Source organism: Actinomadura sp. K4S16 (assembly GCF_008327685.1).
Taxonomy (GTDB): domain Bacteria; phylum Actinomycetota; class Actinomycetes; order Streptosporangiales; family Streptosporangiaceae; genus Spirillospora.
In genome coordinates this window covers 296,499-319,442 of record NZ_BDDE01000013.1, presented here as the reverse complement: position 1 = coordinate 319,442, position 22,944 = coordinate 296,499, and the positions used below count along the sequence as shown (strand labels likewise).

Genomic DNA, 22,944 nt, shown 5'->3' with positions numbered 1-22,944 from the left:
GACGGAAGGGGGACGGGGACGATGCGGGTCTACGAGGCCATCGTCGAATGCCTGGAGGACATCGGCGTCGGCGCCGCTTTCGGCGGTGCCGGGGAGAACGCCGCCGGTCTCATGCTGGCGCTGAAGCACTCGGATCGGATCAGGCCGGTCATCGCACGGCACGAGCAGGCCGCGTCCTTCATGGCGTGCGGGTACGCGATGTACACCGGCAGGCTGGGCTTCTGCTTCGCCACCGCCGGGCCCGGGGCCTTCAACCTGTTCTCCGGCCTGGCCGTGGCGCTGTCCGACTCCTACCCCGTCCTCGCCGTCTCGGGATACGCCTCCCGGCACTGGCAGGGATGGGGGTCGCTCAACGAGACCTCCGGCCTGAACGGGACGCCGGACTCGCAGGCCATGTTCGCGGCCACCACCAAGAAGTCGTTCCTGCTCACCGATGCCGCCGATACCTGCGACGTGGTCGAGGAGGCGGTGAACACCGCGTTCGCCGGGCGGCCGGGTCCAGTGCACATCCACGTGCCCGAGGATCTGACCGATCGGGGGGTGGAGGTCGAGAAGACCCGGCCCGTCCGGCTCGACGTCGCGCCCGTGCTTCCCGACCCGTCCCGCGTGGAGGAGATCGCAACCGTCCTGGCGGACGCGATCGCGGACCGCAGGCGCATCGTGGCGCTGGTGGGGTTCGGCGCCGTGCGGAGCGGGGCGGGGAAGGAGGTCAGGCGGCTCATCGAGCGGTTCCAGATCCCGCTGCTGACCACGCTCGACGGCAAGGGCATCGTGTCCGAGGGGCACCCGCTCTCGGTGGGCGTCTTCGCCGACAGCGGCCATGCGAGCGCCTGGAAGGCGTTCCGGGAGGCCGACGTCGTGCTGTGCATCGGCAACTCCCTCAACCAGCACGCCACGTTCAACTACCGCCCGGACCTGTTCGACGGCAAGACGCTCATCCACGTGAACATCAGTGACGTCGAGTTCCGCAAGGCGTTCAGGCCCGACCACGAACTCCTGTCCGACGCCCGGCCGGCGGTGGCGGCCCTGACCGACGCCCTGGAGGAGAAGGTGGGCGAGGTGCCGGCCGCCGAAGTCGACGGCAGGGACTGGGAGGCGCGGCACATCGTCCACCTGACCGGGAAGATCCATCCCGGGGAGCTCGCGCAGGCGATCGGCCGGATGCTGCCACCGCGCGCGATCCTGCTCGCCGACGCCGGCGCGCACCTGGCCTGGCTCGGCTACTACGTGGAGCTCGAGGACGGCCAGAACTTCCGCAAGGCCGGCTCGTTCGGACCGATGGCCGGGCACGTCAACGGGGCCATCGGGGCGAAGCTGGCGCAGCCGGACCGGACCGTCGTCGTCGGCTGCGGCGACGGCTGCTACTCGCTGTCCGGCTTCGAGCTGATGACCGCGGTCGAACAGGACGTCCCCGTGATCTGGATCATCTTCGACGACCGGGAGTTCAAGCTGATCAAGATCTTCCAGGTCGCCACCTACGGCGAGTCCGGGCTCGTCGAATTCGAGAATCCGGACTTCGCCGCGTACGCCCGGGCATGCGGCGCCGACGGATACCGCGTGGAGACGCTGGAGGAGTTCGAGGAAGCGTTCAGCGCGGCGCTGGCCTCGGGCCGCCCCACGGTCATCGACGCCGCCATCACCCGGTGGGCCGTTCCGCATTACAGCCCTTCGCCCGAGGGCGTGATCGCCGGAATGGTCGAGCTCTTCGAGAAACGCTTCCGCGACCGATGATGCCATTTACGGAGGACGGTATGCGTCATCTCATCGTGTGCTGCGACGGCACATGGAACACGCCGGAGATGGATTCCGTCACCAACGTGCGACGGCTGTACAACGCCCTCGACCGCACGGACGAGGATGGTCACCGGCAGTTGTCCTGCTATCAGCCGGGTGTGGGCACGTTGCGGAACAGGCTGCTGGGAGGCGCGTTCGGGCTGGGGCTGTCGGACAACGTGCTGGAGGCGTACCGCTGGCTGGTCGGCGAATACCGCCCGGACGACCGCATCTGGCTGTTCGGCTTCAGCCGCGGCGCGTACACGGCCCGCAGCCTCGCCGGCATGATCTCGGCCTGCGGGCTGATCGACCCCACCGCGCTGGACGAGGCGGCAGTCCGCGGGAGGATCCAGCACATCTACGATCACGGCTACCGGAGGCGCGGTACCGGCCGGCGATGGCGGCAGGGCCTGGCCTTCCAGTACGACCCGGACGACCGGGAACGGATCCCGGTGCACTTCGTCGGAGTGTGGGACACCGTCGGCTCGCTCGGCGTCCCCGACTACCTCGGCTGGCTCAACCTGCTCGACCCGTCCCGAGGTCATGACTTTCACGACCTGAAGCTCAACCCGTACATCAAGCACGCGCGGCACGCGGTGGCGATGGACGAGCGCCGAGGCCCCTACGTCCCGACACTGTGGGCCGAGCCGTTCACCAGCGGGCAGGACGTCAAGCAGGTGTGGTTCCCGGGCAGCCACAAGGACGTGGGCGGCGGCCACCCTCGCACGGGCCTGAGCGACGGTGCGCTCCAGTGGATGATCGACGAGGTCCGCGGCGGTGAGCTCCCGCTCGGCTTCCGCAGGACGATGCTGGACCAGATCCGGCCCGATCCCCTCGACCTTCTGCACGACGACGACCGCGGCATGATCGCGGTCGCCCAGCCCTTGGCCGACCTCAGACTCCGGCCGCTGCTCGAGATCGCGCTTCAGCCGCGGCCGCGCGCGGTTCCCAAGATCGACCCGAGCACGCGTGACCCGGACGTCCACCGGTCGGTGTACGACCGGCAGCGGACGCCGCACATCACGACGGGGCCCTACCGGCCCACCAGGGTTCTCACCCCAGGGCGCCCGGAGACCGTCGAGGTGTTCGCCGGCGAGCCGTGGAACGAGACCGGGCTCTATCTGGAGGCCGGTGAGTACGACTTCACCGCCGAGGGCACGTGGCTGGACGGCGGCATCGTGTCGAGTCCCGCCGGCACCGGCGGATTGCGCCGCTTCAACCCGCTGACCGAGCGCCTCCGCCTCGCGAGAACCCTCCTCGGCGGGGTCGAGCGGCTCTTCCGTGCGGCGACCGGGAACCGGGCGGCCCACTCGATCGGGGCACGCCGCGAGGTGAGCCTTCCGTGGATGTCGCTCGTGGGAGTCGTCGCCAACGACGCGGTGAGCGTCAAGGGCGAGATCACCGACCATGAACGCATACCGATCGGCGCGGGGACGCGGTGCCGGGTGCGCAAGGGCGGCTACCTCTACACGTTCGCCAACGACGCCTGGGGGTCCAGCGGCAACAACCGGGGGAGTGTGCGTCTCACGGTGGCCATGGTCCTCGCGGGCCGCGGCGAACGCGCCGTGAGTCTCGCCGGGCTCGCGCCGGGGCGTGCGCCATAGCCATGGCCGGGAAACGGCCGGAGCACGCTAGTGACCGGCATCATTGTGCTCGCTGTGCGGGCGCCGGGCCCGCAGGAGGCGAACGTCCCGTCCGGAGCGAGCCCTTCGTCTCTCGCGGGACCGCCCGGCCCGAGCTAGTCAGGAGGCATGACCGCCAGCGTGCTCGTCGTGGAGGACGAGAGGGAGATCCGTGAGCTCCTGCGCCGCTATCTGGAACGTGCCGGATACGCGGTCGTCACGACCGGATCGGGTGCGGAGGCGATACGGCTGGTGTCCGAGCGCTCCGTCCGGCTGATGGTGCTGGACCTCGGGCTGCCCGACGTCAACGGACTGGACGTGCTGCGCGCGGCCCGCGCTGACGGCGAGGTCCCGGTGGTCGTGCTGACCGCCCGCAGCGCCGTCGAGGACCGCATCCGGGGCCTGGAGTCGGGCGCCGACGACTACGTGACCAAGCCGTTCAGCCCGACCGAGGTGGTGCTGCGGGTCCAGGCGGTGCTGAACCGCGCGGCCCGGGGCACCGTCGCGCCGAAGGCGGCGAGCTACGGCGACGGGCGGCTGCTGCTGGACGAGGAGCGGCACGAGGCCGCCCTGGACGGTGCGGCGCTCGACCTCACTCCGACCGAATGGAGCCTGCTCACCGCGCTCGCGGCCGTCCCGGGACGGGCGTACTCGCGGTACGAGCTGGTCAACCGTGTCCGCGGATACGAGTTCGCCGGCTACGAGCGGACCATCGACTCGCATGTGAAGAACCTGCGCCGCAAGCTCGGTCCGGCCGGCGCCGGCGTCGTCGAGACCGTGCTCGGTGTCGGCTACCGCCTCGGGCTCAAGCGCGACACGTAGCACGGCCCGGCACGGGCTCAACGTGTGGGCGGCTCACCGGCGCACGGGCAGGCGGATGGTGAAGGTCGCGCCGCCCGCGTCCGGTGACGAGGCGGTGACCGTGCCGCCGTGCGCGGCGACCAGTTCGCGCACCACGGCCAGGCCGATGCCCGAGCCGGCGACCCGGCGCCCGGACGACCCCCGCCAGAGCCGTTCGAAGACGTGGGCGCGCTCGGCGGCGGGGATGCCGGGACCGGTGTCGGCCACCTCGATGACGGCTTCGTCTCCCTGCGCCCGGACCCGCACCGTCACCGAGTCGCCGGGACGGCAGTAGCGGGCCGCGTTGGACAGCAGGTTGCCGAGCGCCTGGTGGATCCGGTCGGCGTCCGCGCGGATCACGACGCCGTCGGCGATGCCGGTGTGCACGGTGAGACCCGCCGCGTCCAGTTGGGCGCGGCGGGCGGCGACCGCCTCGCGCGCCACGGCGCCGATGTCGACGTCCGCCGGCCGCAGTGACAGGGCGGCCGACTCCGCCGCGGACAGCTCGGCGAGGTCGCCGACGATCCGGCCGAGCCGCAGGGACTGGTCGTGCAGGGCGGCCAGGCGCGCCGGATCCGGTTCGGTGAACCCGTCCCGCAGCTCCTCCAGCCCCGCCTGCAGGCCCGCCAGGGGTGTGCGCAGCTCGTGGGCGACGTCGGCGGCCAGCCGCCGCCTGCCGAGCTCGGCCCGGTTCAGCTCGTCGGCCATGCGGTCGAAGGCCGTGACCAGTTCGCCCAGCTCACCGGGCGCGCTCGCCCCGGCGCGGGCCGAGCGGTCGCCCGCGGCGAGCGCCCGCGCCGCGGTTGCCAGGCGCGCCAGCGGCCGGGTGAGCCGGCGGCTCACGTACCAGCTCGCCGCCGCCGCGGCCGCCACCGCCGCGGCGGCGGCCGGCAGGATCCATGCCCAGGCGACGTCCCGCCCGGACGAGGCCGCAGGGGCGCCGAACGCCAGCCGCACGGAGCCGACCGTCCTGCCGGCGGTCCGTACGGGCTTCGCCACCGTGCCCTGGCCGGCGCCGAGGCCCGGGCCGTGACCACCCCCCGGTCGTCCACCAGGCCGCGTGGCAGGACCCGGATTCTCCGGCGAGGCGATGATGTTTCCCTCGGCGTCCCGGACGAAAAGGCCGGCGCCGGCTCCCGCGGCGATGGCGCGCGCCTCCCGCAGGTCGGCTCCCGCCCAGCCGCCCGCCGCCGTGTAGGAGGCGGCGGCCGCCGCGGCGGCCTTTTCGGCCGTCCGCTCCCGCTCGGACTGGCGGGCGGCGCCGAGCCCCCGGTCGGTGCCGATCAGAGCCGCCGCCGTCAGGACGGCGAGTGAGGTCAGCGCCACCAGAAGAAAGGCCGCGAACAGGCGCCGCCTCAGGCTCCCGCCGCCGTTCCGCCGCACGCCTCTCACACCTCCTGGATACCCCGCGGCGCCCGTTCCCTGCCAGGGACCAGAGGGTGTTCCCGCAGCTCCATACGGTCTCCACATGTCCCACATCCCGGCTGCAGAGCGCAGGAGCAGGTTGAAGACGACGGCGAAAGGGACCGACTGAAGACAGGAGAGAGAGGCCATGAAGCGCATCGGAAAGACGGCCATCGCGCTCACCACCGGCGGTGCGCTGGCGCTGGGCGGGATCGCCGTCGCGGCGCCCGTCCTGGCCGGGGCCGGGCCGGGCGGACCCGGCGGACCGCCCGCGGCGAGCCAGGCCGCCGACCCCCGCCCGCGGGGAGCCGACGACGGGATGGGGCGGTTCCAGCACGGCGACGGGATGGGGCGGTCCGAGCGCGGCCCCGGTGACGGGACCTGCCTGACGGCGCCCAGCGGTACCGTGACCGCCGAGCAGAAGACGGCTCTGGCCGCGCAGGCGGAGGAGGAGAAGCTCTCGCACGACCTGTACACGGCGTTCGCCGCCCGCTACGACGCGCGCGTCTTCGACCGGATCGCCAAGGCCGAGAGTAACCACCTGAGCGCGGTCCGCACGCTGCTCGACCGGTACGGGATCAGCGATCCCACCGAGGGCAGGAGCTCCGGGCAGTTCGCCTCGGCGGACGTCAAGGCCGAGTACGACCGGCTGCTGGCCCAGGGGTCGGCGAACGAGCAGGCCGCCCTCCAGGTCGGCGCGACGGCCGAGAAGACGCAGCTCCCGACGATGCGGAAGGCCGCCCAGGACGCCAAGGCGGCGGACGTCAAGCGGCTCTACGACCGGCTGATCGCCACCTCGGAGCGGCACCTGGCCGCATTCCAGGAGTGGGGGAGCTGAACCACCCGCGCATCGCCGCCCGTTCTCCCGACCGAACGGGCGGCGAGCGCGCGTCGACGTGGCAGTCGTTCTCGGAATTCTGGGCCCGCACTCTGCGATCATGTGTTCCGTGGAGATCGACCACATCCGCGCCCTCGCCTGTGATTACGCCGCGAAGCTCAATGTGGGCGAGCCTGCGGTGAGACAAGCGCGGTTCTCATCCTGGGCGCCTACGGGACTGCGTCCGCGAATGTCCCGGAGAAGGCCGGTCCTGATCGTCGACACCAGGTTCGACGGGCTTGAGACCGCCGAGAAGGAGGCGGCGATCGCCGGTGCCTTGGTCGGCGCCGCCACCTCTCCTCGCTACTGGCGGCACATGGGTTGGACGGGCTTCCTTCTCCTGCTCATGGCATTGATCATGGGCGGGGTGTCGGCTTCGCTTTCGGGATGGGCCGAACCCGTACCGCTCGTCGTATCCCCGGCCTTCTCATTGCTCGTCACAGCCCAAGTGCATCGACGGTTCGTGTATGCCGTGGATCGTGCGACGGTGGAGGCGTTCGGCTGGGCCGTCATCGACGCGTCCCTTGAACTCCATCGCAGGACTCCGTTCAAATACCTTGATCCCCAACGGCTGTACACGCCGAAGTGGGAGCAACGGATGGCCCGTCTTGATCGCCTTAGGGAAAGCGGCGGCCCCAAGGTCCCGGCCCGTCCTGCGAACTGAGCAGGCAGGCGCCGCTGCCCACCGCCACCACTCGCTCCGCCGGCCCTGATCTTCACCACCGACCGGTGAGGGCTGGATCCCCTTAGATGATCGTCCAGGTTCGATCCTCGAGCATTGCCGCGATCGCGCCGCGTCACGCCGCGACCGGCCTCCGCGGCGTGATCAAGGGCAGGGGCTCCGTTACCGGGTCCCCGGCCCGGTGCCCGCTCCCGGAACCTCAATGGCGAGGGGACGCGCAGCATGGAACTGGGGCACTGGGCGACGATCGTCGCGTTCCTGTCGACCGGCGCCTGTTTCGTCGGCATGGCATTCCTCAAGACCGCCACAAACCGGATGCCTTCGCTGTACGGCGCTCGGCCCTTCGCGCTCGCCGCCGCGATGCTCTCCAGCCGGACCTGGGCGATCGGCTTCACCGTCGTCGGCGTGGGATTCGCGCTGCAGTACACCGCACTGACGGCGCTCCCGCTGTCCGCCGTCCAGCCTGCGATGCTCGCCGGGCTGGCGCTCCTGCCCCTCATCGCGGGCATCGGGCTGGGCGAACGGCTCGGCCTCCGTGAAGCGGTATGCATGGCGTTCGCCGCCGCGGCCATCGTCCTTTACGCCGACGCCGCCGACGGCGCGGACTCCTTCGACCGGGTGCCGGCGGATCCGGTGCTGGTGGCCGCGATCTCCCCCTCGCTCGCCCTCCCCGCCGTCCTGTTCCTGGTCAGCGACCTGAGGCGCAAGGGCGCGCACGGGCGGCCGCTCAGCGGCATCACCTACGGGATCAGCGCCGGGATGCTGATCGGCGCGGGCGAGGTCGCGCTCACGGGCATGGCGACGGTCAAGGCCCCGCTCGACGACCTCGCCGCCTCTCTCGACCCCTACCTGTTCATCGCCGCGACCGCGCTGGCCGCGGGGCAGATACAGATCGCCCTCCAGCACTGCCGCCTGCTCATCGTCGGATTCCTCGTCATCATGACGGCCAACCCGCAAATGCTGCTCGTTTCGACGGCACTGTACGGGCACGGATGGGAGCCACGAGCCGAGCCCGTGGCAAGCCTGACGGGCGGTCTGCTGTTGAATCTCGCGGCCATCTGGTTCCTCCCCCGTCACGAGCGGACCAGGTCCACTCGGCCGTCCCGGCGCACATCCGGCGTCTGGACCGCGCCCTCCGCGTCGGGCCCGGACCAGAACCCGCCATTGCCCAGGAAGCCTTTCGGGAGGGGTGTGGTGGGTTCGGAACGCCTCCCCATCGCTTCGCCGGAGCCCGGCCCGCTCGGCATGAAGCCACCGAGCCTGCGCGACCGCATCGCGCGAGACCGACCAGGACGAGAAGCACCCCGGCAGCTCGGAACAGATGCCGCCGACCCGCGCGGGCCAGGCGGTCCGTGAGGGGCCGGCATCCGGTCGGCCCACCTCACCTCAAAAGCAAAAGTGGGACAGACTGCTGTCTGTCCCACTTTGTTGCGATGTGTCCGAGGGGGGACTTGAACCCCCATGCCCCGTAAAGGGCACTAGCACCTCAAGCTAGCGCGTCTGCCTATTCCGCCACCCGGACCGGTCGCAGGCCGCAGCGCGGCTGCGGCGGCGGAGTTCACCATACCAAAGGTGGCGAGTCGCGGCGAAGTCGATCGGCGGGGCACCATGGGACGGTACCCGAGGACGCGAGGTGATCATTGTGGTCGACCAGCCGACCGCCGAGGACGAGGTCGTCCGGCTCTGCCAGGAGCTGATCCGGATCGACACCAGCAACCCGGGTGATCACTCGGGGCCGGGGGAGCGGGCGGCCGCGGAGTACGTCGCGGAGAAGCTCGAGGAGGTCGGGCTCGAGACGCGGATCTTCGAATCGCATCCGGGGCGGGCCAGCCTGGTCGCGCGGATCGAGGGGGAGGATCCGGGCCGGGACGCGCTCCTGCTGCACGGGCATCTCGACGTGGTGCCGGCGCGCAAGGAGGACTGGACGCGCGATCCGTTCGGCGGGGAGATCGCCGACGGGTGCGTCTGGGGGCGCGGGGCCGTGGACATGAAGGACATGGACGCGATGATCCTCGCGGTGGTGCGGCAGCGGCTGCGGGAGGGGCGCAGGCCGCCGCGGGACGTGGTGCTCGCCTTCCTGGCCGATGAGGAGGCCGGAGGGAAGTGGGGCGCCCACTGGCTGGTGCGGGAGCATCCGGAGCTGTTCGAGGGGTGCACCGAGGCGGTGGGGGAGGTCGGCGGGTTCAGCCTGACGGTGCCCGGGGACCGGCGGATGTACCTCATCGAGACGGCGGAGAAGGGCATCGCGTGGATGAACCTGACCGCCAAGGGGACGGCCGGGCACGGGTCGATGGTGCATCCGGACAACGCCGTCACCGCCCTGGCGGCGGCGGTCGCGCGGCTCGGGGCGCACGAGTTCCCGGTGCGGCTGACCAAGTCGGTGCGGGCGTTCCTGGAGCGGGCGTGCATGGCGTACGGCGTCGAATTCGACCCGGAACGTCCGGAAAAGTGCCTTGAGGAGATCGGGCCGCTGGCGCGAATGATCGGGGCGACGCTGCGGAACACGCTCAATCCGACGCGGCTGGATGCCGGTTATAAGGCGAATGTCATTCCGCAGACCGCCACGGCTCAGGTGGACGGACGATTCCTTCCCGGACATGAGTCGGAATTCTTCGCGGTGGTGGACGAACTTCTCGGTCCGGACGTTCAGCGGGATTTCATCCACCATGACCGCGCGGTCGAGACGGACTACGAGGGCGCGCTCGTCGCGGCGATGGAGGCGGCGCTGACCTCGGAGGACGAGGGCGCCCTGCCGGTGCCGTACTGCCTGAGCGGCGGGACGGACGCCAAGGCGTTCTCCACGCTGGGCATGCGGTGCTTCGGTTTCGCGCCGCTTAAATTGCCTCCAGAGTTGGACTTTTCCGGAATGTTCCATGGGGTGGACGAGCGCGTTCCCGTGGACGGACTGCGCTTCGGAGTCAGGGTTCTCGACAAATTCCTTGATCGCTCTTGAATTTGCCATCCCCGGAGCTTTCCGTGGTGCTATCGTCACCATTCGTTGAGGACGGAGCAGTCGCAACGGAGGGTGTCCGGTGGCAGGTGGCGCGGCGCGGGTAGGGGCGGTTTCCGCCCTGCCGCGCCGCGTCGCCGTCGGCCCCTGCGTCCGGCGCCTGCTGGTCCTCGGCGGGCTGCTGATCGCCGGTTGGCTCCTCGGGTGCGCGGCGCAGTCCGCGCACGCCGACGAACAGCCGCCCGAGCTCGTGACGGGGGTCGTCGCGAAGACGCCTGTGCTGGGAGACGCGGTCCAGACCGTCCAGGAGCGTCCACCGGTGCGGGAGGCGAGCGGCGTCACCGAGCTGGTCGAGGTCGTGCGCGCGGTGACGCAGGCGCCGCCGCGTGAAGAGAACGCCCCGCGGGACGTGTCGCCGCCCAAGGCGGACGTACGGGTCGAGCCCGTGGTCAAGCGCAAGCCCAGGCCGCACGTGACCAAGGTCGCGGCCGCGCCTGGGACGCACCGCCGGCCGCACGTGTCCCGCAGCGTTTCCCGGCTTCGCCCGAGCGCCGGTCATGAGGTCCGCCATGTCGCCGTCCAGCACCGGCCCGAGCCGATGCCGGCCCCCGAAAGGCCCGGCACGCATTCGGTGACTGGCGGCTTCATCGCGACCGGCATCGCCGTCGGGTTCCCGGCGGCCGGGACGTGGGTCCCCGCGCCCCGGCAGGCATCGCTGCGCCAGGTCTTCGGCGCCGTGCTGCCGGCCGTCCGCACCGCTGCGGACGAGCCGTCCTTCGCGCCCGACTAGTCCCTGATCCCACTCTCCGGACGTGTGCCCGTGCGGCTCGGGCGCGCCGATCCGGTCTCCTGCCGTGCCCTCATGCACGGCCTTCCCCCGAGACACACGTGTCTCATCTCCACCAAACTCCCCTAAGGAGCATCATGCGACGCACATCACGTGCCATGCTCACCGCGGGCTTCGTCGCCCTCGGTGTCAGCGCCGTCCCCGCCAACGCCTTCGCCGACGTCACCAACGGCGACGGCGGCGTCCTGTCCGGCAACCAGGTGAAGGCGCCGATCTCCGCCCCCGTCAACGTGAGCGGCAACGCCGTCGCGGTGCTCGGCATCGCCCAGGCGACGTCCAAGGGCGGCGCGAAGGTCGTGCAGAACGGCGGCGGCGCCGCGCAGCAGACCACCTCGGGCACCGGCGGCGTCGGGTCCGGGAACCAGGTCGACGCCCCCATCTCCGTCCCGGTGAACGCCTGCGGCAACGGGGTCGCCGTCCTCGGCATCGCGCAGGCGGGCTGCACGGGCGGCGCCAAGGTCAAGAACGCCGGTGGCCAGGACACCGGCACGGGCGGCCAGGTCACGGACGGCAAGGGCGGCGTCCTGTCCGGCAACCAGGTGAAGGCCCCGATCTCCGCCCCCGTCGACGTGTGCGGCAACGCCGTCGCGGTCATCGGCCAGGCGGTCGCGGGCTGCGAGGGGGGTGCCAAGGTCACGGACGGCGGCACCACCGGATCCACCGGATCGAGGCAGGAGACGTCCGGCAAGGGCGGCGTCCTGTCCGGGAACCAGGCCGACGTCCCGATCAGCGTGCCCGTGAACGTCTGCGGCAACGCGATCGGCAACGCGGTGGCGGCCTGCGAGGGCGGCGCGACGGTCAAGCAGAACGGCGGCACCGGCGGCGCGCAGCAGACCACCTCGGGCGCGGGCGGGGTCCTGTCCGGCAACCAGGCCAACGTGCCGATCTCCATCCCGGTCAACGTGTGCGGCAACGCCGCGGCGGTCATCGGGGAGGCCGGTGCCGCCTGTGAGGGTGGCGCGACGGTCAAGCAGAACGGCACCGGCGGCGCGCAGCAGACCACCTCCGGTGAGGGCAGCGTCCTGGGCGGGAACCAGGTGCTGGCCCCGATCTCCATCCCCGTCAACGTGTGCGGCAACGCCGTCGCGGTCGTCGGCCAGGCGACGGGCGCATGCACCGGCAAGGCGGCCGTCAAGGGGTCGAGCGGCTCCGGCGGCACGACGTCCGGCACCGGCGGCGTCGGCTCCGGGAACCAGGCGGACGTGCCGGTCGAGGCCCCGGTGGACGTGTGCGGCAACGGCGCCGCCGTGATCGGCCTGGCCTCCCCCGCCCCCCAGTGCGACGACCCCGGCGACAACGGCGGGTACGAGCCCTCCCCCTCACGGATGGCGGGCACCGCCCCGCGCCCCGGTTCGTCGATCGACGTGCCCCTGGTCGGCGGCCTCGCCGGCGGGCTGGTCGGCGGCCTCGGGGCCCCGAGTCTCCCCGTCGCCGCGCCGAACCAGCGCACCGCGGCCCCGTCCCTCGGCGGTGACGTCGCGCCGGCGCCCCTGTCGCCGGTGCTGAACGCCGTGTCCCAGACGGGCGCGACGGCCCTGCTGCCGAAGACCGGGGCCGCCCAGCGCGTCCGGCAGGACGGCGGGACGCCGGTCACGCTCCCGGTGCCCGTGAAGCCGGTCGTCCCGGCCGACGTCCACGGCGTGCCCGCCCCCAAGGCGGCGGACGTGCCCGGCGAGATCGGCCCGGCCCGGCACGTCGCGGCCACGGAGACGATCAGGCCGGAGTCCAAGACCGGCGCGGCGCTGCTGACGGCGGTCTCCGGGCTGCTGGCCGCGGCGGCCGGGATCACGGTGCTGGCGCGGCGCATCCGGGTGGGTCGCCGCTAGATCCGTCAGAACGCGGGTGAGTCGGCCGCACGGCCGGCAGCGGAAGACCTTCGCCCGTCCCGGAGGCGCGGACCGGGGCGGGCGAAGCCGCGTCCGCACACAGGCAGGTCCCGGCCGCCAAAGGCGGGGCCGAACCCGAGCTGGGCGTTCTGTGTCCGAGGCGGGTGAGCGGGGACGGCAGGCGGCGGTGCTGGTCCTCGCGCAGGCGGGCTCGTGGCTGGAGGCGGGGCGAAGCCCGTGTCCGCAGGGGGTGGCGGGCTCGTGGCTGGGGTGGGGGGCGTGGCGGGGGTGGGCACAGTAACGTCACGTCAAGGAATCCGTACGCAGTGCTACGCTCCCGACAGGCCGCTGGGAACGGTCAGAACGTACGGACGGCTCGGATGACCTTGCGGCGCAGTTGAATACGACGGCGGCCGTCCGGGTACAGGCGCAAGCGATCGAGTTCCCAGCCACCGTGCTCCGCGTGCTCGGTCATGATCTGCCGGGCGGTGTCACGGGTGGTGCCGCGCGGCAGTGACAGGACGAGGTAGGTGTACTCCGCCATTGCGACCATTATTACTTGGTCTACCGGCCGTGCGGCACCGTACCGTGGCGTCCCGGTCCGCGCGCCGTCCGGCGGCATGCAATCCTGTCGGGGGCGCGCGGCGGTGAGAATCCCGCCTCCCGGCGGGGGCGGCAGCGATGATCGCGAGACGGTGGCGGAGGGCGCGGGCACAAACACGCCGTCACGCGACGTTGTACGAAGCCGGTAGGAAGAGCCTGAACCAGAGGACCGAGACAGCGAGGTTGGAGCGACTGTGCCAGCCAAGAACGGCACCGCGAACAGTGGCCGCGGCAACGGCGTGGGGACGCGCCTGGTGATCGTCGAATCGCCCGCGAAGGCGAAGACGATCGCGGGCTACCTGGGCCGCGGCTACATCGTGGAGTCCAGTATCGGCCATATCCGGGACCTGCCCGGAAGCGCCTCGGAGGTGCCGGCCAAGTACAAGGGCGAGCCGTGGGCCAAGCTCGGCGTGAACGTCGAGCGCGAGTTCGAGCCGCTGTACGTGGTCAACGCGGACAAGCGCCAGCAGGTGCAGAAGCTCAAGAAGCTGCTGGCCGAGGCCGACGAGCTCTTCCTCGCGACGGACGAGGACCGGGAGGGCGAGGCGATCGCCTGGCACCTCCAGGACGTCCTCAAGCCCAAGGTCCCCGTGCACCGGATGGTCTTCAACGAGATCACCAAGGACGCGATCCAGCGCGCCGCCGCGAACCCGCGCCAGCTGAACATGCGCCTGGTGGACGCGCAGGAGACGCGCCGCATCCTGGACCGCCTCTACGGGTACGAGGTCAGCCCCGTCCTGTGGAAGAAGGTCATGCCGAAGCTGTCGGCGGGCCGCGTGCAGTCGGTGGCGACACGGCTGGTCGTCGAGCGGGAGCGGGAGCGGATCGCGTTCGTCCCCGCCCACTACTGGGACATCGCGGCCCAGTTCGACACCGGCAAGGACGAGGAGCCGACGGCGTTCAAGGCCGGGCTCGTCTCGGTCGACGGCAAGCGCGTCGCGCAGGGCCGCGACTTCGCCTCCGACGGCACCCTGAAGACGCGGGACGCGCTGCACCTGGACGAGGCCGCCGCGACGGCCCTCGCCGAGCGGCTCCGCGGCCGTCCGTACGAGGTCAAGTCGGTCGAGCGCAAGCCGTACACGCGCCGCCCGTACCCCCCGTTCCGGACGACGACCCTCCAGCAGGAGGCCAGCCGCAAGCTGAACTTCTCCGCGAAGTACACGATGTCGGTCGCCCAGAAGCTGTACGAGAACGGCTTCATCACCTACATGCGAACCGACTCGATCACGCTGTCGGAGACGGCGATCACGGCGGCGCGGCGGCAGGCGGCGTCGCTGTTCGGCGGCGAGTACGTCCCGGACAAGCCGCGCGTCTACGCCTCCAAGGTGAAGAACGCGCAGGAGGCGCACGAGGCGATCCGCCCGGCGGGCGACACGTTCCGGACGCCCGCGGAGACGGGCCTGTCCGGCGACCAGTTCCGGCTGTACGAGCTGATCTGGAAGCGGACGATCGCGTCCCAGATGAAGGACGCCGTGGGCCAGTCGGTGTCGATCCGGGTCACCGGAGTGTCGACGCGGAACGAGCGGGCCGAGTTCGGGGCGACCGGTAAGACGATCACGTTCCACGGGTTCCTCAAGGCCTACGTGGAGAGCGCCGACGACCCGTCCACCGACCGGGACGACCAGGAGCGGCGCCTGCCGAACCTGGCCGAGGGCGACCCGCTGACCGCGAGCGCGGTGGACGCGGAGGGCCACTCGACCCGCCCGCCGGCCCGCTATACCGAGGCCAGCCTGGTGAAGGAGCTGGAGGAGCGCGAGATCGGGCGGCCGTCGACGTACGCCTCGATCATCGGGACGATCCTGGCGCGCGAGTACGTGTTCAAGAAGGGCACGGCGCTGGTCCCGTCGTTCCTGGCGTTCGCCGTGGTCAACCTGCTGGAGCAGCACTTCGGCAACCTCGTCGACTACGACTTCACCGCCCACATGGAGGACGGTCTCGACGAGATCGCCCGCGGCGAGGCCGAGCGCGTCCGCTGGCTGTCCCGGTTCTACTTCGGCGACAATGGCGAGGAGGGCCTGAAGGAGCTGGTCGGCGACATCGGCGACATCGACGCCAAGGGGATCAGCTCGTTCCCGATCAAGGGCACCGACATCATGGTGCGGGTCGGCCGGTACGGGCCGTACCTCGACCGGGACGGCGAGCGCGTCAACATCCCCGAGGACATCGCGCCGGACGAGCTGACCGCCGAGAAGGCCGAGGAGCTGTTCGCGCAGCCGTCCGGCGACCGGGAGCTCGGCACCGACCCCGAGACCGGCCACACGATCGTGGCCAAGTCGGGGCGGTTCGGCCCCTACGTCACCGAGATCCTGCCCGAGCAGCAGCCGCCGCCCGCCGACGGCAAGAAGCGGACGAAGAAGGCCGACACCCCGAAGCCGCGCACGTCGTCGCTGTTCAAGTCGATGTCGCTCGACACGATCACACTGGACGACGCGCTGAAGCTGCTGTCGCTGCCCCGCACGCTGGGCGAGCTGGACGGCGAGCCGGTCACCGCGCAGAACGGGCGGTTCGGCCCTTACATCAAGAGGGGCTCCGACAGCCGGTCGCTCGGCTCGGAGGAGGAGCTGTTCACGGTCACGCTGGAGCGCGCGAAGGAGCTGCTCGCGCAGCCCAAGCAGCGCGGCCGCCGGGCCGCGGCGGCCGCGCCGCTGCGCGAGCTGGGCAAGGACCCGGCTAGCGGGGAGCCGGTCGTGGTGAAGGAGGGCCGGTTCGGCCCGTACGTCACCGACGGCGAGACGAACGCCAGCCTGCGCAAGGGCGACGAGGTCGAGTCGATCACCATCCAGCGCGCCGCGGAACTGCTCGCGGAGCGTCGTGAGAAGGTGGCCGCGGGCGGCGGGAAGAAGAAGACGACGACGCGCCGTCGAACCTCCGCAAAGTCCGGTTCATAGGGACATCTACGCCGATACCCTGACCGACATGACCAGAACGGGCGCACCCCGGCCGCACCCCGCAGCGCCACCGCCGCCGGGCGTTTCGTCGCTTTCGTCGATCGGGCCGTTCCGCCGGCTCCGGATCGCGCTGTCGCTGTCCAGCGCCGCCCAGTGGCTCGGCGTCCCCGCGCTGACCGCCATGGCCGCGGTGCTGGCCCGCGGCGACGATCCCGCCGCGCGGGCGCAGGCGATCGGGGGCACGCTGGCGCTGCTGCTGCTGCCCGCGGTGGTGCTCCCGCCGGTCGCCGGGCTGCTCGCCGCCCGCGTCGACCGCCGGCTGATGCTGATCATCGCGGACGTGCTGCGTCTGGTGGTCGTCGTGACGGTCCCGCTCGTGGACGCGCTGCCGTGGACGTTCGCCGCCGCGTTCCTCGTCTCGTGCCTGAGCCTGCTGTGGATCCCGGCGGCGCGCTCGTCCCTGCCCGGCCTGGTCCCGGACGAGGAGTCGCGGCCCGCCGCCCGCCGCGCCGCGTCCCGCGTCCTCTACGGCCCCGCGCCGGCCGCCGCGCTGCTGTTCGCCGTCCTCGCCCTCGTCGCGAGCGGGACGCTCGGCGCCGGTTCCCGCGCCGACCTCGCCCTGTACGTGACGGCGGGCCTGTTCCTGGTCGCGGCCGCCGTCGTCGCGACGGCCGGCGAGATCCCGGCGACCGAGCCGGTCGCGGCGCCGTCGCCGCTGAAACTGATCTTCCAGGGCCCGGGGTCGGCCGCCGCGCGGGGCCTCGGCCTCGCGATCGCGGCCGCGTCCGTCACGGCGGGTGCGGTCGTCTCGGTGGCCCGCGTCCACGCGGGCGAACTCGGCGGCGGCGACGCCGGGTACGGCTCCGTCCTGACCGCGCTCACGGTGGGGCTCGGGTTCGGGCTGTTCCTCGGGCCGCGCGTGCTCGTCCCGTTCAGCCGCCGCCGGCTTCTCGGCCTCGCGGTGATCGCCGCCGCGCTCGCGCTGGTCGTGCTCGCCCTCGTCCAGAACCTCGTCGTCGTGGTGTTCACGACGGCGTTCCTCGGGGTCTTCGCCGGGGCGGCCTGGTCGACCGCGACCGCCGCGCTGCGCGAGGCCGACGCCGCGCGCGACCCCGACGCGCCGGAGGACGCGCGCCCGGCGGCCTTCCTGCGGTCGGTCGCGCTCATCGCCGTGCTGATCACGTTCGCCGCCGTCCCGCTGATCGCGGCGCTGGTCGGATCGCACCGCCTCGACCTCGGCGGCGGCGTCTACGACGCCTACGGCTCCGGGGTCGCGATGCTGGCCGCGGCCGTCGTCGCCCTGCTGGCCGGGCTGGTCGCCTACCGGCGGCTGGACGACCGGCGCGGCATCCCGCTCTTCCCCGACCTGCGCGCCGCCCTGCACGGCGAGATCTACACACCGCCGGAGCAGGCCGCGGCGGCGCCCCAGCCAGTCCACCGCAACCGCGGCGTGTTCATCGCGTTCGAGGGCGGCGAGGGCGCGGGCAAGACGACGCAGGCGCGGCTCGCCGCGATCTGGCTGCGCGACCACGGCTACGACGTGGTCACCACGCACGAGCCCGGCGCCACCAAGATCGGGATGCGGCTGCGCGCGATGCTGCTGGACCGCGACACCACCGGCCTGTCCGACCGCGCCGAGACGCTGCTGTACGCGGCCGACCGCGCCGACCACGTCGCCAACGTGATCAGGCCGGCGGTGGAGCGCGGCGCGATCGTGGTCAGCGACCGCTACGTCGACTCGTCCCTGGCCTACCAGGGCTTCGGGCGGCAGCTGCCGGTCGAGGACATCGCCCGCGTCAACGCGTGGGCGACCGGCGGCCTCGTCCCGGACCTGACCGTCCTGCTGGAGATCCCGCCGCAGGCGGGCCTCGGCCGGCTGTCGGCCCCCGCCGACCGCATGGAGTCGGAGTCGCAGGAGTTCCACGAGCGGGTCCGTGCGGGCTTCCACGCGCTCGCCGAGGCCGACCCCGAGCGCTACCTCATCCTGGACGCGAGCCGCCCCCAGGGCGAGCTGAGCCGGGAGATCCAGTACCGCATCCGGGAGATCCTGCCCGACCCCGTTCCGCTCGGCACCGAGGACGCCACGAGCACGTTCCCGGTCATCACCGACTTCTGAGCCCGCTAGCCTCTGTTCCATGAGCGTGTGGGACGACCTGGTGGGGCAGGAGCCCGTGATCGCGCAGCTGTCCGCGGCCGCGGAGCGGGAGGGCGGGCCGGCGCACGCGTGGCTGTTCACCGGGCCGCCCGGGTCCGGGCGCGTCACCGCCGCGCGGGCGTTCGCCGCCGCGCTGCAGTGCACGGAGACGCCGCGCGGGTGCGGGCACTGCGCGTCCTGCCACCAGGTCCTCCAGGGGACGCACGCGGACGTCGAGGTCGTCCGCCCGCAGGGCCTGTCGTTCGGCATCAGGGACGCCCGCGCGCTGGTGCTGCGGGCCTCGTCCTCGCCGAGCGGGAGCGGCCGGCAGATCGTGCTGTTCGAGGACGCCGACCGGGCCACCGAGGGCGCCGCCAACGCGCTGCTGAAGGCGATCGAGGAGCCGCCGCCGCGCACGGTGTGGCTGCTGTGCACGCCGTCGCCGGAGGACCTGCTCGTCACGATCAGGTCGCGCTGCCGGCTGGTGACCCTGCAGACCCCGCCGATCGCGGCGATCGCCGACTTCCTCGTCCAGCGCGACGGCGTCCCGCGCGAGACCGCCGAGGTCGCGGCGCGGGCGGCGCAGGGCCACATCAGCCGGGCGCGCCGGCTCGCCGCCGAGCCGCGGATGCGGCAGGTGCGCGATCAGGTGGTGGCGGTTCCGCGCCGGCTGACCGGGGTGAGCGCGGCGGTGGCGGCGGCGGAGACCCTCGTGAACGCGGCGAAGGCCGAGCGCGACGCGCAGACGGCCGAGCTGAACGAGACCGAGACCTCCGCCCTGCGCAAGGCGCTCGGCGAGAGCGAGAAGGGGCGGATGCCGCGCGGGACGGCGGGCGCCCTCAAGGAGCTGGAGGACCGGCAGAAGTCGCGGGCGACGCGGCTGCTGCGCGACGCCCTCGACCGGACGCTGCTCGACCTCGCGTCCTACTACCGGGACGTGCTGACCCTTCAGCTGGGGGCGGGCAGCGAGCTGGTCAACATCGAGCTCGGCCCCGAGCTGCGGTCGGCCGCGGCGGACGGCCGCCCTGAGGACACCCTCCGCCGGCTCGATGCGATCATGGACTGCAGGGAGCGGTTGGCCGCGAACGTCAATCCGCAGCTGGCTTTCGAGGCGCTGACCTTGGCGTTGCGTCACGGATAAGTCGATGGGGGCTTACAAGAGCTGCCCTCATTCGTTACATTTCCGTACGCAACTCTCAACTAGCGCACACGTAACGTTCGCTGGCTGATCAACCGAAAACCGGTTGATTACCCCCAAGCCAGGAGGTCTGCCTTGCGGCGAGCCTTGATTTCCGCCGCGTGCGCCGTCACCACCGTGACGGCTCTCGCGTTCCCAGCGTCAGCAGCTCCGGGCCCCACCGAAACCAAGGGTGAGGTCTCGGAGTACGTCGTCCTCTACAAGGAGGGCGTCTCCCTCGGCCAGGCCCACCGGGCCGTCTCGGCCGCGGGCGGCAAGGTCGTGCACGAGAACCGCGACGTGGGCGTCGCGACCGTCAAGTCCCAGAACCCGGAGTTCATCCACGCCGTGATGAACCAGCGGGCGCTGGAGGGCGTCGCGCACAACCGGGTCATCGGTGAGGCGCCGAAGACCAAGAAGAAGGCCGAGAAGGTCGAGAAGCTCAACGGCACGGGCCACGGCGCCGCGACCAGGACCAGCCCCGCGGGCAAGCCGTCCAAGGACGCCGAGCCCCTGGCGGACCTGCAGTGGGACATGAAGCAGATGCACGCCACCGCCGACGGCTCCTACAAGAAGGAGCCGGGTGACAGGCGCGTGCTGGTCGGCGTCCTCGACACCGGTGTGGACGGCGACCACCCGGACATCGCGCCGAACTTCAACCGCAAGCTCAGCCGCAACTTCACCCACGACATCCCGACCGACGCCAACGGCAACGAGGTCGACGGGCCCTGCGAGTTCACGTCGTGCGTCGACCCCAACGACTGGGACGACAACGACCACGGCACGCACGTCGCGTCCACGATCGCCTCGCCCCGCAACGGCCTCGGCATGGCGGGCGTCGCGCCGAACGTGTCGATCGTCAACCTGCGCGTCGGCCAGGACTCCGGCTACTTCTTCCTCCAGCCGACCGTCGACGGCCTGACCTACGCGGCCAAGAACGGCATCGACGTGGTCAACATGTCGTACTACATCGACCCGTGGCTGTGGAACTGCGGCGACAACCCCGCCGACAGCCCCGAGGACCAGCTGGAGCAGCGGACGATCATCAAGGCGGCGCAGCGCGCCCTGGACTTCGCGCACAACCGCGGCGTCACCCTGATCTCCGCGGCCGGCAACGACTTCGTCGACTACACCAAGACGAACGTCGACGACAGCAGCCCCGACTTCCCGTCCACCCCGGGCGAGGAGCCGCGCGAGCGCACCGTCCCGGCGAGCTGCGTGTCGATGCCGTCCGAGGGCGAGCACGTCATCCCGATCTCGGCCACCGGCCCGAGCGGCCGCAAGTCGTACTACAGCAGCTTCGGCAACGGCTACGTCGCTGTCGCGGCGCCCGGCGGCGACAAGGTCGACAACGCCGACCAGCGTCCGGACAACAACGGCGGCATCTGGGCGGCCTACCCCGAGCGGCTCGCGAAGGAGCGCGGCGAGCTGAACGACGACGGCACGCCGAAGCTGGCGTCCATCATCCGCAGCTGCAAGGGCGACAAGTGCGCCTACTACCAGTCGCTGCAGGGCACCTCGATGGCCTCGCCGCACGCGGTGGGCGTCGCGGCGCTCATCATCAGCAAGTACGGGCACAGGGACCGCGCCGGCGGCCTGACCATGGACCCGCGCCTCGTCGAGCAGGTCCTGCGCGGCACCGCGACCCCCAAGGAATGCCCGAGCCCGCGGACGGTCGAGTACGTCTGGTACACCCAGTCGAACGGCCAGTGGGTGAAGCACACCTCGACCCAGACCTGTGAGGGTTCGAAGGAGCAGAACGGGTTCTTCGGCAACGGCATCGTGGACGCGCTGCACGCCGTCTCGCGCTGACCCCCCGCCTGGACCACCCCAGGACGCGACCCCCGGCTCCGGTCGGGGGTCGCGTTCTTTTCCGGGGCCGCCCGGCCGTTCCCTGGTCTTCCGCCCTCCGGCGCCTCGTGCATCATGGAGGGATGCCGTACCGAGTCACGTTCGTCTGCACGGGCAACATCTGCCGATCCCCGATGGCCGAATGGGTCCTGCGCCACCACGTCGAGGAGGAGGGCCTGGACGTCGAGGTGGACAGTTCGGGCACCGGCGGCTGGCACGTGGGCGACGGGGCCGACGACCGGACGGTCGCGGCGCTGACGCGGGCCGGCTACCGGTCGGCGCACGTCGCCCGGCAGTTCGAGGACCACTGGTTCGACCGGTACGACCTCATCCTCGCCCTGGACGAGGGCCACCTGCGGGCGCTGCGCTCGATGGCGCCGGACGGGGAGGCGCACGGCAAGATCCGGCTGCTGCGCGAGTTCGACCCCGGGGCGGCCGGCGATCTCGACGTCCCCGACCCCTACTACGGGGGCCGCGCCGACTTCGACCTCGTCCTGGAGCAGGTGGAGGCGGCGATGCCCGGACTGCTCGAGGAGATCCGCGCGGCGCTCAAGGAGGCCTGACCGGAGTGCGGCTGGAGCGGCTGCTCGGAACCGGGGTCGAGAAGGTGCACGACCTCGGCTCCAGCCATTCCTGGACGCTGCACCGGGCCTCCCTGGCCGACGGCCGCGAGGTGTTCGTGAAGGCGGCCCAGGACCAGGACGGCGTGTTCGCGGCGGAGGCGGCCGGGCTGCGCTGGCTGGGGGAGGCGGGCCCCGGGACTCCCGTCCCCGAGGTCGTGGCGACCGACGACCACATGCTGGTGCTGCCGTGGCTCCCGACGTCGGCACCGTCCCGCGAGGCGGCCGAACGCCTCGGACGGGAACTGGCCGCCCTCCATACCGGGAACCGGCCCGACGTCTACGGCGCGCCCTGGGACGGCTTCATCGCCGACCTCCCCTTGGACAACACGCCGGACGACCGCCCCTGGCCCGCCTGGTACGCCGAACGCCGCCTCGAACCGTTCCTCCGCCTCGGCGCGCAGCACCTCTCGCCCGAGGACGTCCGCCTCGTCGAGCGCGTCATGGCCGACATCGAGACGCTCGCGGGGCCGCCGGAGCCGCCGTCCCGCATCCATGGCGACCTGTGGTCGGGGAACATCCTGTGGACCGGCGAGCGGGCGCTGCTCATCGACCCGGCCGCGCATGGCGGGCACCGCGAGACCGACCTCGCGATGATGGCGCTCTTCGGGACACCGCACCTCGACACCGTCCTCGGCGCCTACGATGAGGCCGCGCCCCTGGCGGGCGGATGGCGCTCCCGCGTCCCGTTGCACCAACTGCACCCGCTGCTCGTCCATGTGGCGCTGTTCGGCGGGTCGTACCGGGGGTCTCTGGTCGAGGCGGCCCGCGCGTCCCTCGGCTGACGCGGCTCACGACTTGGTAACTCCGCCTCCATGGGTTTTTGTCGCGTTGCATATGCGGTAGAAAC

Annotated in this window: 17 protein-coding genes and 1 tRNA gene; 15 read left to right on the top strand and 3 right to left on the bottom strand. The window is 72.0% G+C overall.

Annotated features, from left to right (window positions below; genetic code table 11):
* Positions 1-21 precede the first annotated feature (21 nt).
* From K4S16_RS16600 to K4S16_RS16590, 3 genes are all read left to right on the top strand, one after another.
* On the top strand, positions 22-1,731 hold the full coding sequence (locus K4S16_RS16600) for a thiamine pyrophosphate-binding protein (protein WP_149259840.1): 1,710 nt from the start codon (positions 22-24) through the stop codon (positions 1,729-1,731).
* Positions 1,732-1,751: 20 nt separating this feature from the next.
* On the top strand, positions 1,752-3,377 hold the full coding sequence (locus K4S16_RS16595) for a DUF2235 domain-containing protein (protein WP_149259839.1): 1,626 nt from the start codon (positions 1,752-1,754) through the stop codon (positions 3,375-3,377).
* A 147-nt stretch (positions 3,378-3,524) separates the two neighbouring features.
* Positions 3,525-4,217, top strand: coding sequence for a response regulator transcription factor (locus K4S16_RS16590; protein WP_149259838.1), 693 nt, complete (start codon positions 3,525-3,527; stop codon positions 4,215-4,217).
* Positions 4,218-4,250: 33 nt separating this feature from the next.
* Here the strand turns inward: K4S16_RS16590 and K4S16_RS16585 are convergent, their stop codons facing one another.
* Complete coding sequence (locus tag K4S16_RS16585; protein WP_200841915.1) at positions 4,251-5,618, bottom strand: sensor histidine kinase KdpD; 1,368 nt, start codon at positions 5,616-5,618, stop codon at positions 4,251-4,253.
* Between the two features lie 169 nt (positions 5,619-5,787).
* On the opposite strand from K4S16_RS16585, the gene K4S16_RS16580 reads away from it, so the two are divergent.
* The 3 genes from K4S16_RS16580 to K4S16_RS16570 all read left to right on the top strand — a co-directional run bounded on the left by K4S16_RS16580 (position 5,788) and on the right by K4S16_RS16570 (position 8,554).
* Positions 5,788-6,477 carry a DUF2202 domain-containing protein gene (locus tag K4S16_RS16580; RefSeq protein WP_149259836.1) on the top strand — a complete coding sequence of 230 codons (690 nt, stop codon included), beginning with the start codon at positions 5,788-5,790 and terminating at the stop codon, positions 6,475-6,477.
* Positions 6,478-6,586: 109 nt separating this feature from the next.
* Positions 6,587-7,180, top strand: a complete 594-nt coding sequence (locus K4S16_RS16575) for a hypothetical protein (RefSeq protein WP_149259835.1) — start codon at positions 6,587-6,589, stop codon at positions 7,178-7,180.
* Between the two features lie 240 nt (positions 7,181-7,420).
* Positions 7,421-8,554 carry a hypothetical protein gene (locus K4S16_RS16570; RefSeq protein WP_149259834.1) on the top strand — a complete coding sequence of 378 codons (1,134 nt, stop codon included), beginning with the start codon at positions 7,421-7,423 and terminating at the stop codon, positions 8,552-8,554.
* Positions 8,555-8,634: 80 nt separating this feature from the next.
* On the opposite strand, the gene K4S16_RS16565 is transcribed toward K4S16_RS16570, so the two are convergent.
* Positions 8,635-8,720 (bottom strand) — tRNA-Leu (locus K4S16_RS16565).
* A gap of 111 nt (positions 8,721-8,831) precedes the next feature.
* Here K4S16_RS16565 and K4S16_RS16560 point away from each other — a divergent pair.
* The 3 genes from K4S16_RS16560 to K4S16_RS16550 all read left to right on the top strand — a co-directional run bounded on the left by K4S16_RS16560 (position 8,832) and on the right by K4S16_RS16550 (position 12,821).
* Complete coding sequence (locus K4S16_RS16560; RefSeq protein WP_149259833.1) at positions 8,832-10,151, top strand: M20/M25/M40 family metallo-hydrolase; 1,320 nt, start codon at positions 8,832-8,834, stop codon at positions 10,149-10,151.
* Between the two features lie 79 nt (positions 10,152-10,230).
* Entirely contained in the window at positions 10,231-10,938 is a 708-nt protein-coding gene (locus tag K4S16_RS16555; protein ID WP_149259832.1) for a hypothetical protein, read from the top strand.
* A gap of 134 nt (positions 10,939-11,072) precedes the next feature.
* Entirely contained in the window at positions 11,073-12,821 is a 1,749-nt protein-coding gene (locus tag K4S16_RS16550) for a chaplin family protein (protein ID WP_149259831.1), read from the top strand.
* A 358-nt stretch (positions 12,822-13,179) separates the two neighbouring features.
* Here the strand turns inward: K4S16_RS16550 and K4S16_RS16545 are convergent, their stop codons facing one another.
* A complete protein-coding gene (locus K4S16_RS16545) occupies positions 13,180-13,365 on the bottom strand; it encodes a DUF5703 family protein (RefSeq protein WP_141580137.1) in 186 nt (61 codons plus the stop codon).
* A 253-nt stretch (positions 13,366-13,618) separates the two neighbouring features.
* Here K4S16_RS16545 and topA point away from each other — a divergent pair, with 253 nt between their 5' ends.
* From topA to K4S16_RS16515, 6 genes are all read left to right on the top strand, one after another.
* On the top strand, positions 13,619-16,312 hold the full coding sequence (gene topA, locus K4S16_RS16540) for a type I DNA topoisomerase (protein ID WP_200841914.1): 2,694 nt from the start codon (positions 13,619-13,621) through the stop codon (positions 16,310-16,312).
* Between the two features lie 28 nt (positions 16,313-16,340).
* Positions 16,341-18,428, top strand: a complete 2,088-nt coding sequence (gene tmk, locus K4S16_RS16535; RefSeq protein WP_149259830.1) for a dTMP kinase — start codon at positions 16,341-16,343, stop codon at positions 18,426-18,428.
* A gap of 19 nt (positions 18,429-18,447) precedes the next feature.
* A complete protein-coding gene (locus tag K4S16_RS16530) occupies positions 18,448-19,587 on the top strand; it encodes a DNA polymerase III subunit delta' (protein ID WP_149259829.1) in 1,140 nt (379 codons plus the stop codon).
* A gap of 132 nt (positions 19,588-19,719) precedes the next feature.
* A complete protein-coding gene (locus K4S16_RS16525) occupies positions 19,720-21,435 on the top strand; it encodes a S8 family serine peptidase (protein ID WP_149259828.1) in 1,716 nt (571 codons plus the stop codon).
* A 122-nt stretch (positions 21,436-21,557) separates the two neighbouring features.
* Entirely contained in the window at positions 21,558-22,037 is a 480-nt protein-coding gene (locus tag K4S16_RS16520) for a low molecular weight protein-tyrosine-phosphatase (RefSeq protein ID WP_149259827.1), read from the top strand.
* Positions 22,034-22,879 carry a fructosamine kinase family protein gene (locus tag K4S16_RS16515; RefSeq protein ID WP_149260158.1) on the top strand — a complete coding sequence of 282 codons (846 nt, stop codon included), beginning with the start codon at positions 22,034-22,036 and terminating at the stop codon, positions 22,877-22,879. Before K4S16_RS16520 ends, K4S16_RS16515 begins: the two co-directional genes overlap by 4 nt.
* The last annotated feature ends 65 nt before the right edge of the window (positions 22,880-22,944 follow it).

Bases quoted from the DNA above. Each gene is read 5' to 3' on its own strand.
- K4S16_RS16595 (WP_149259839.1), top strand. From the start codon at position 1,752: ATGCGTCATCTCATCGTGTGCTGCGACGGCACATGGAACACGCCGGAG.
- K4S16_RS16530 (WP_149259829.1), top strand. From the start codon at position 18,448: ATGAGCGTGTGGGACGACCTGGTGGGGCAGGAGCCCGTGATCGCGCAG.
- K4S16_RS16600 (WP_149259840.1), top strand. From the start codon at position 22: ATGCGGGTCTACGAGGCCATCGTCGAATGCCTGGAGGACATCGGCGTC.
- tmk (WP_149259830.1), top strand. From the start codon at position 16,341: ATGACCAGAACGGGCGCACCCCGGCCGCACCCCGCAGCGCCACCGCCG.
- K4S16_RS16590 (WP_149259838.1), top strand. From the start codon at position 3,525: ATGACCGCCAGCGTGCTCGTCGTGGAGGACGAGAGGGAGATCCGTGAG.
- K4S16_RS16580 (WP_149259836.1), top strand. From the start codon at position 5,788: ATGAAGCGCATCGGAAAGACGGCCATCGCGCTCACCACCGGCGGTGCG.
- K4S16_RS16520 (WP_149259827.1), top strand. From the start codon at position 21,558: ATGCCGTACCGAGTCACGTTCGTCTGCACGGGCAACATCTGCCGATCC.
- K4S16_RS16550 (WP_149259831.1), top strand. From the start codon at position 11,073: ATGCGACGCACATCACGTGCCATGCTCACCGCGGGCTTCGTCGCCCTC.
- K4S16_RS16570 (WP_149259834.1), top strand. From the start codon at position 7,421: ATGGAACTGGGGCACTGGGCGACGATCGTCGCGTTCCTGTCGACCGGC.
- K4S16_RS16545 (WP_141580137.1), bottom strand. From the start codon at position 13,365: ATGGCGGAGTACACCTACCTCGTCCTGTCACTGCCGCGCGGCACCACC.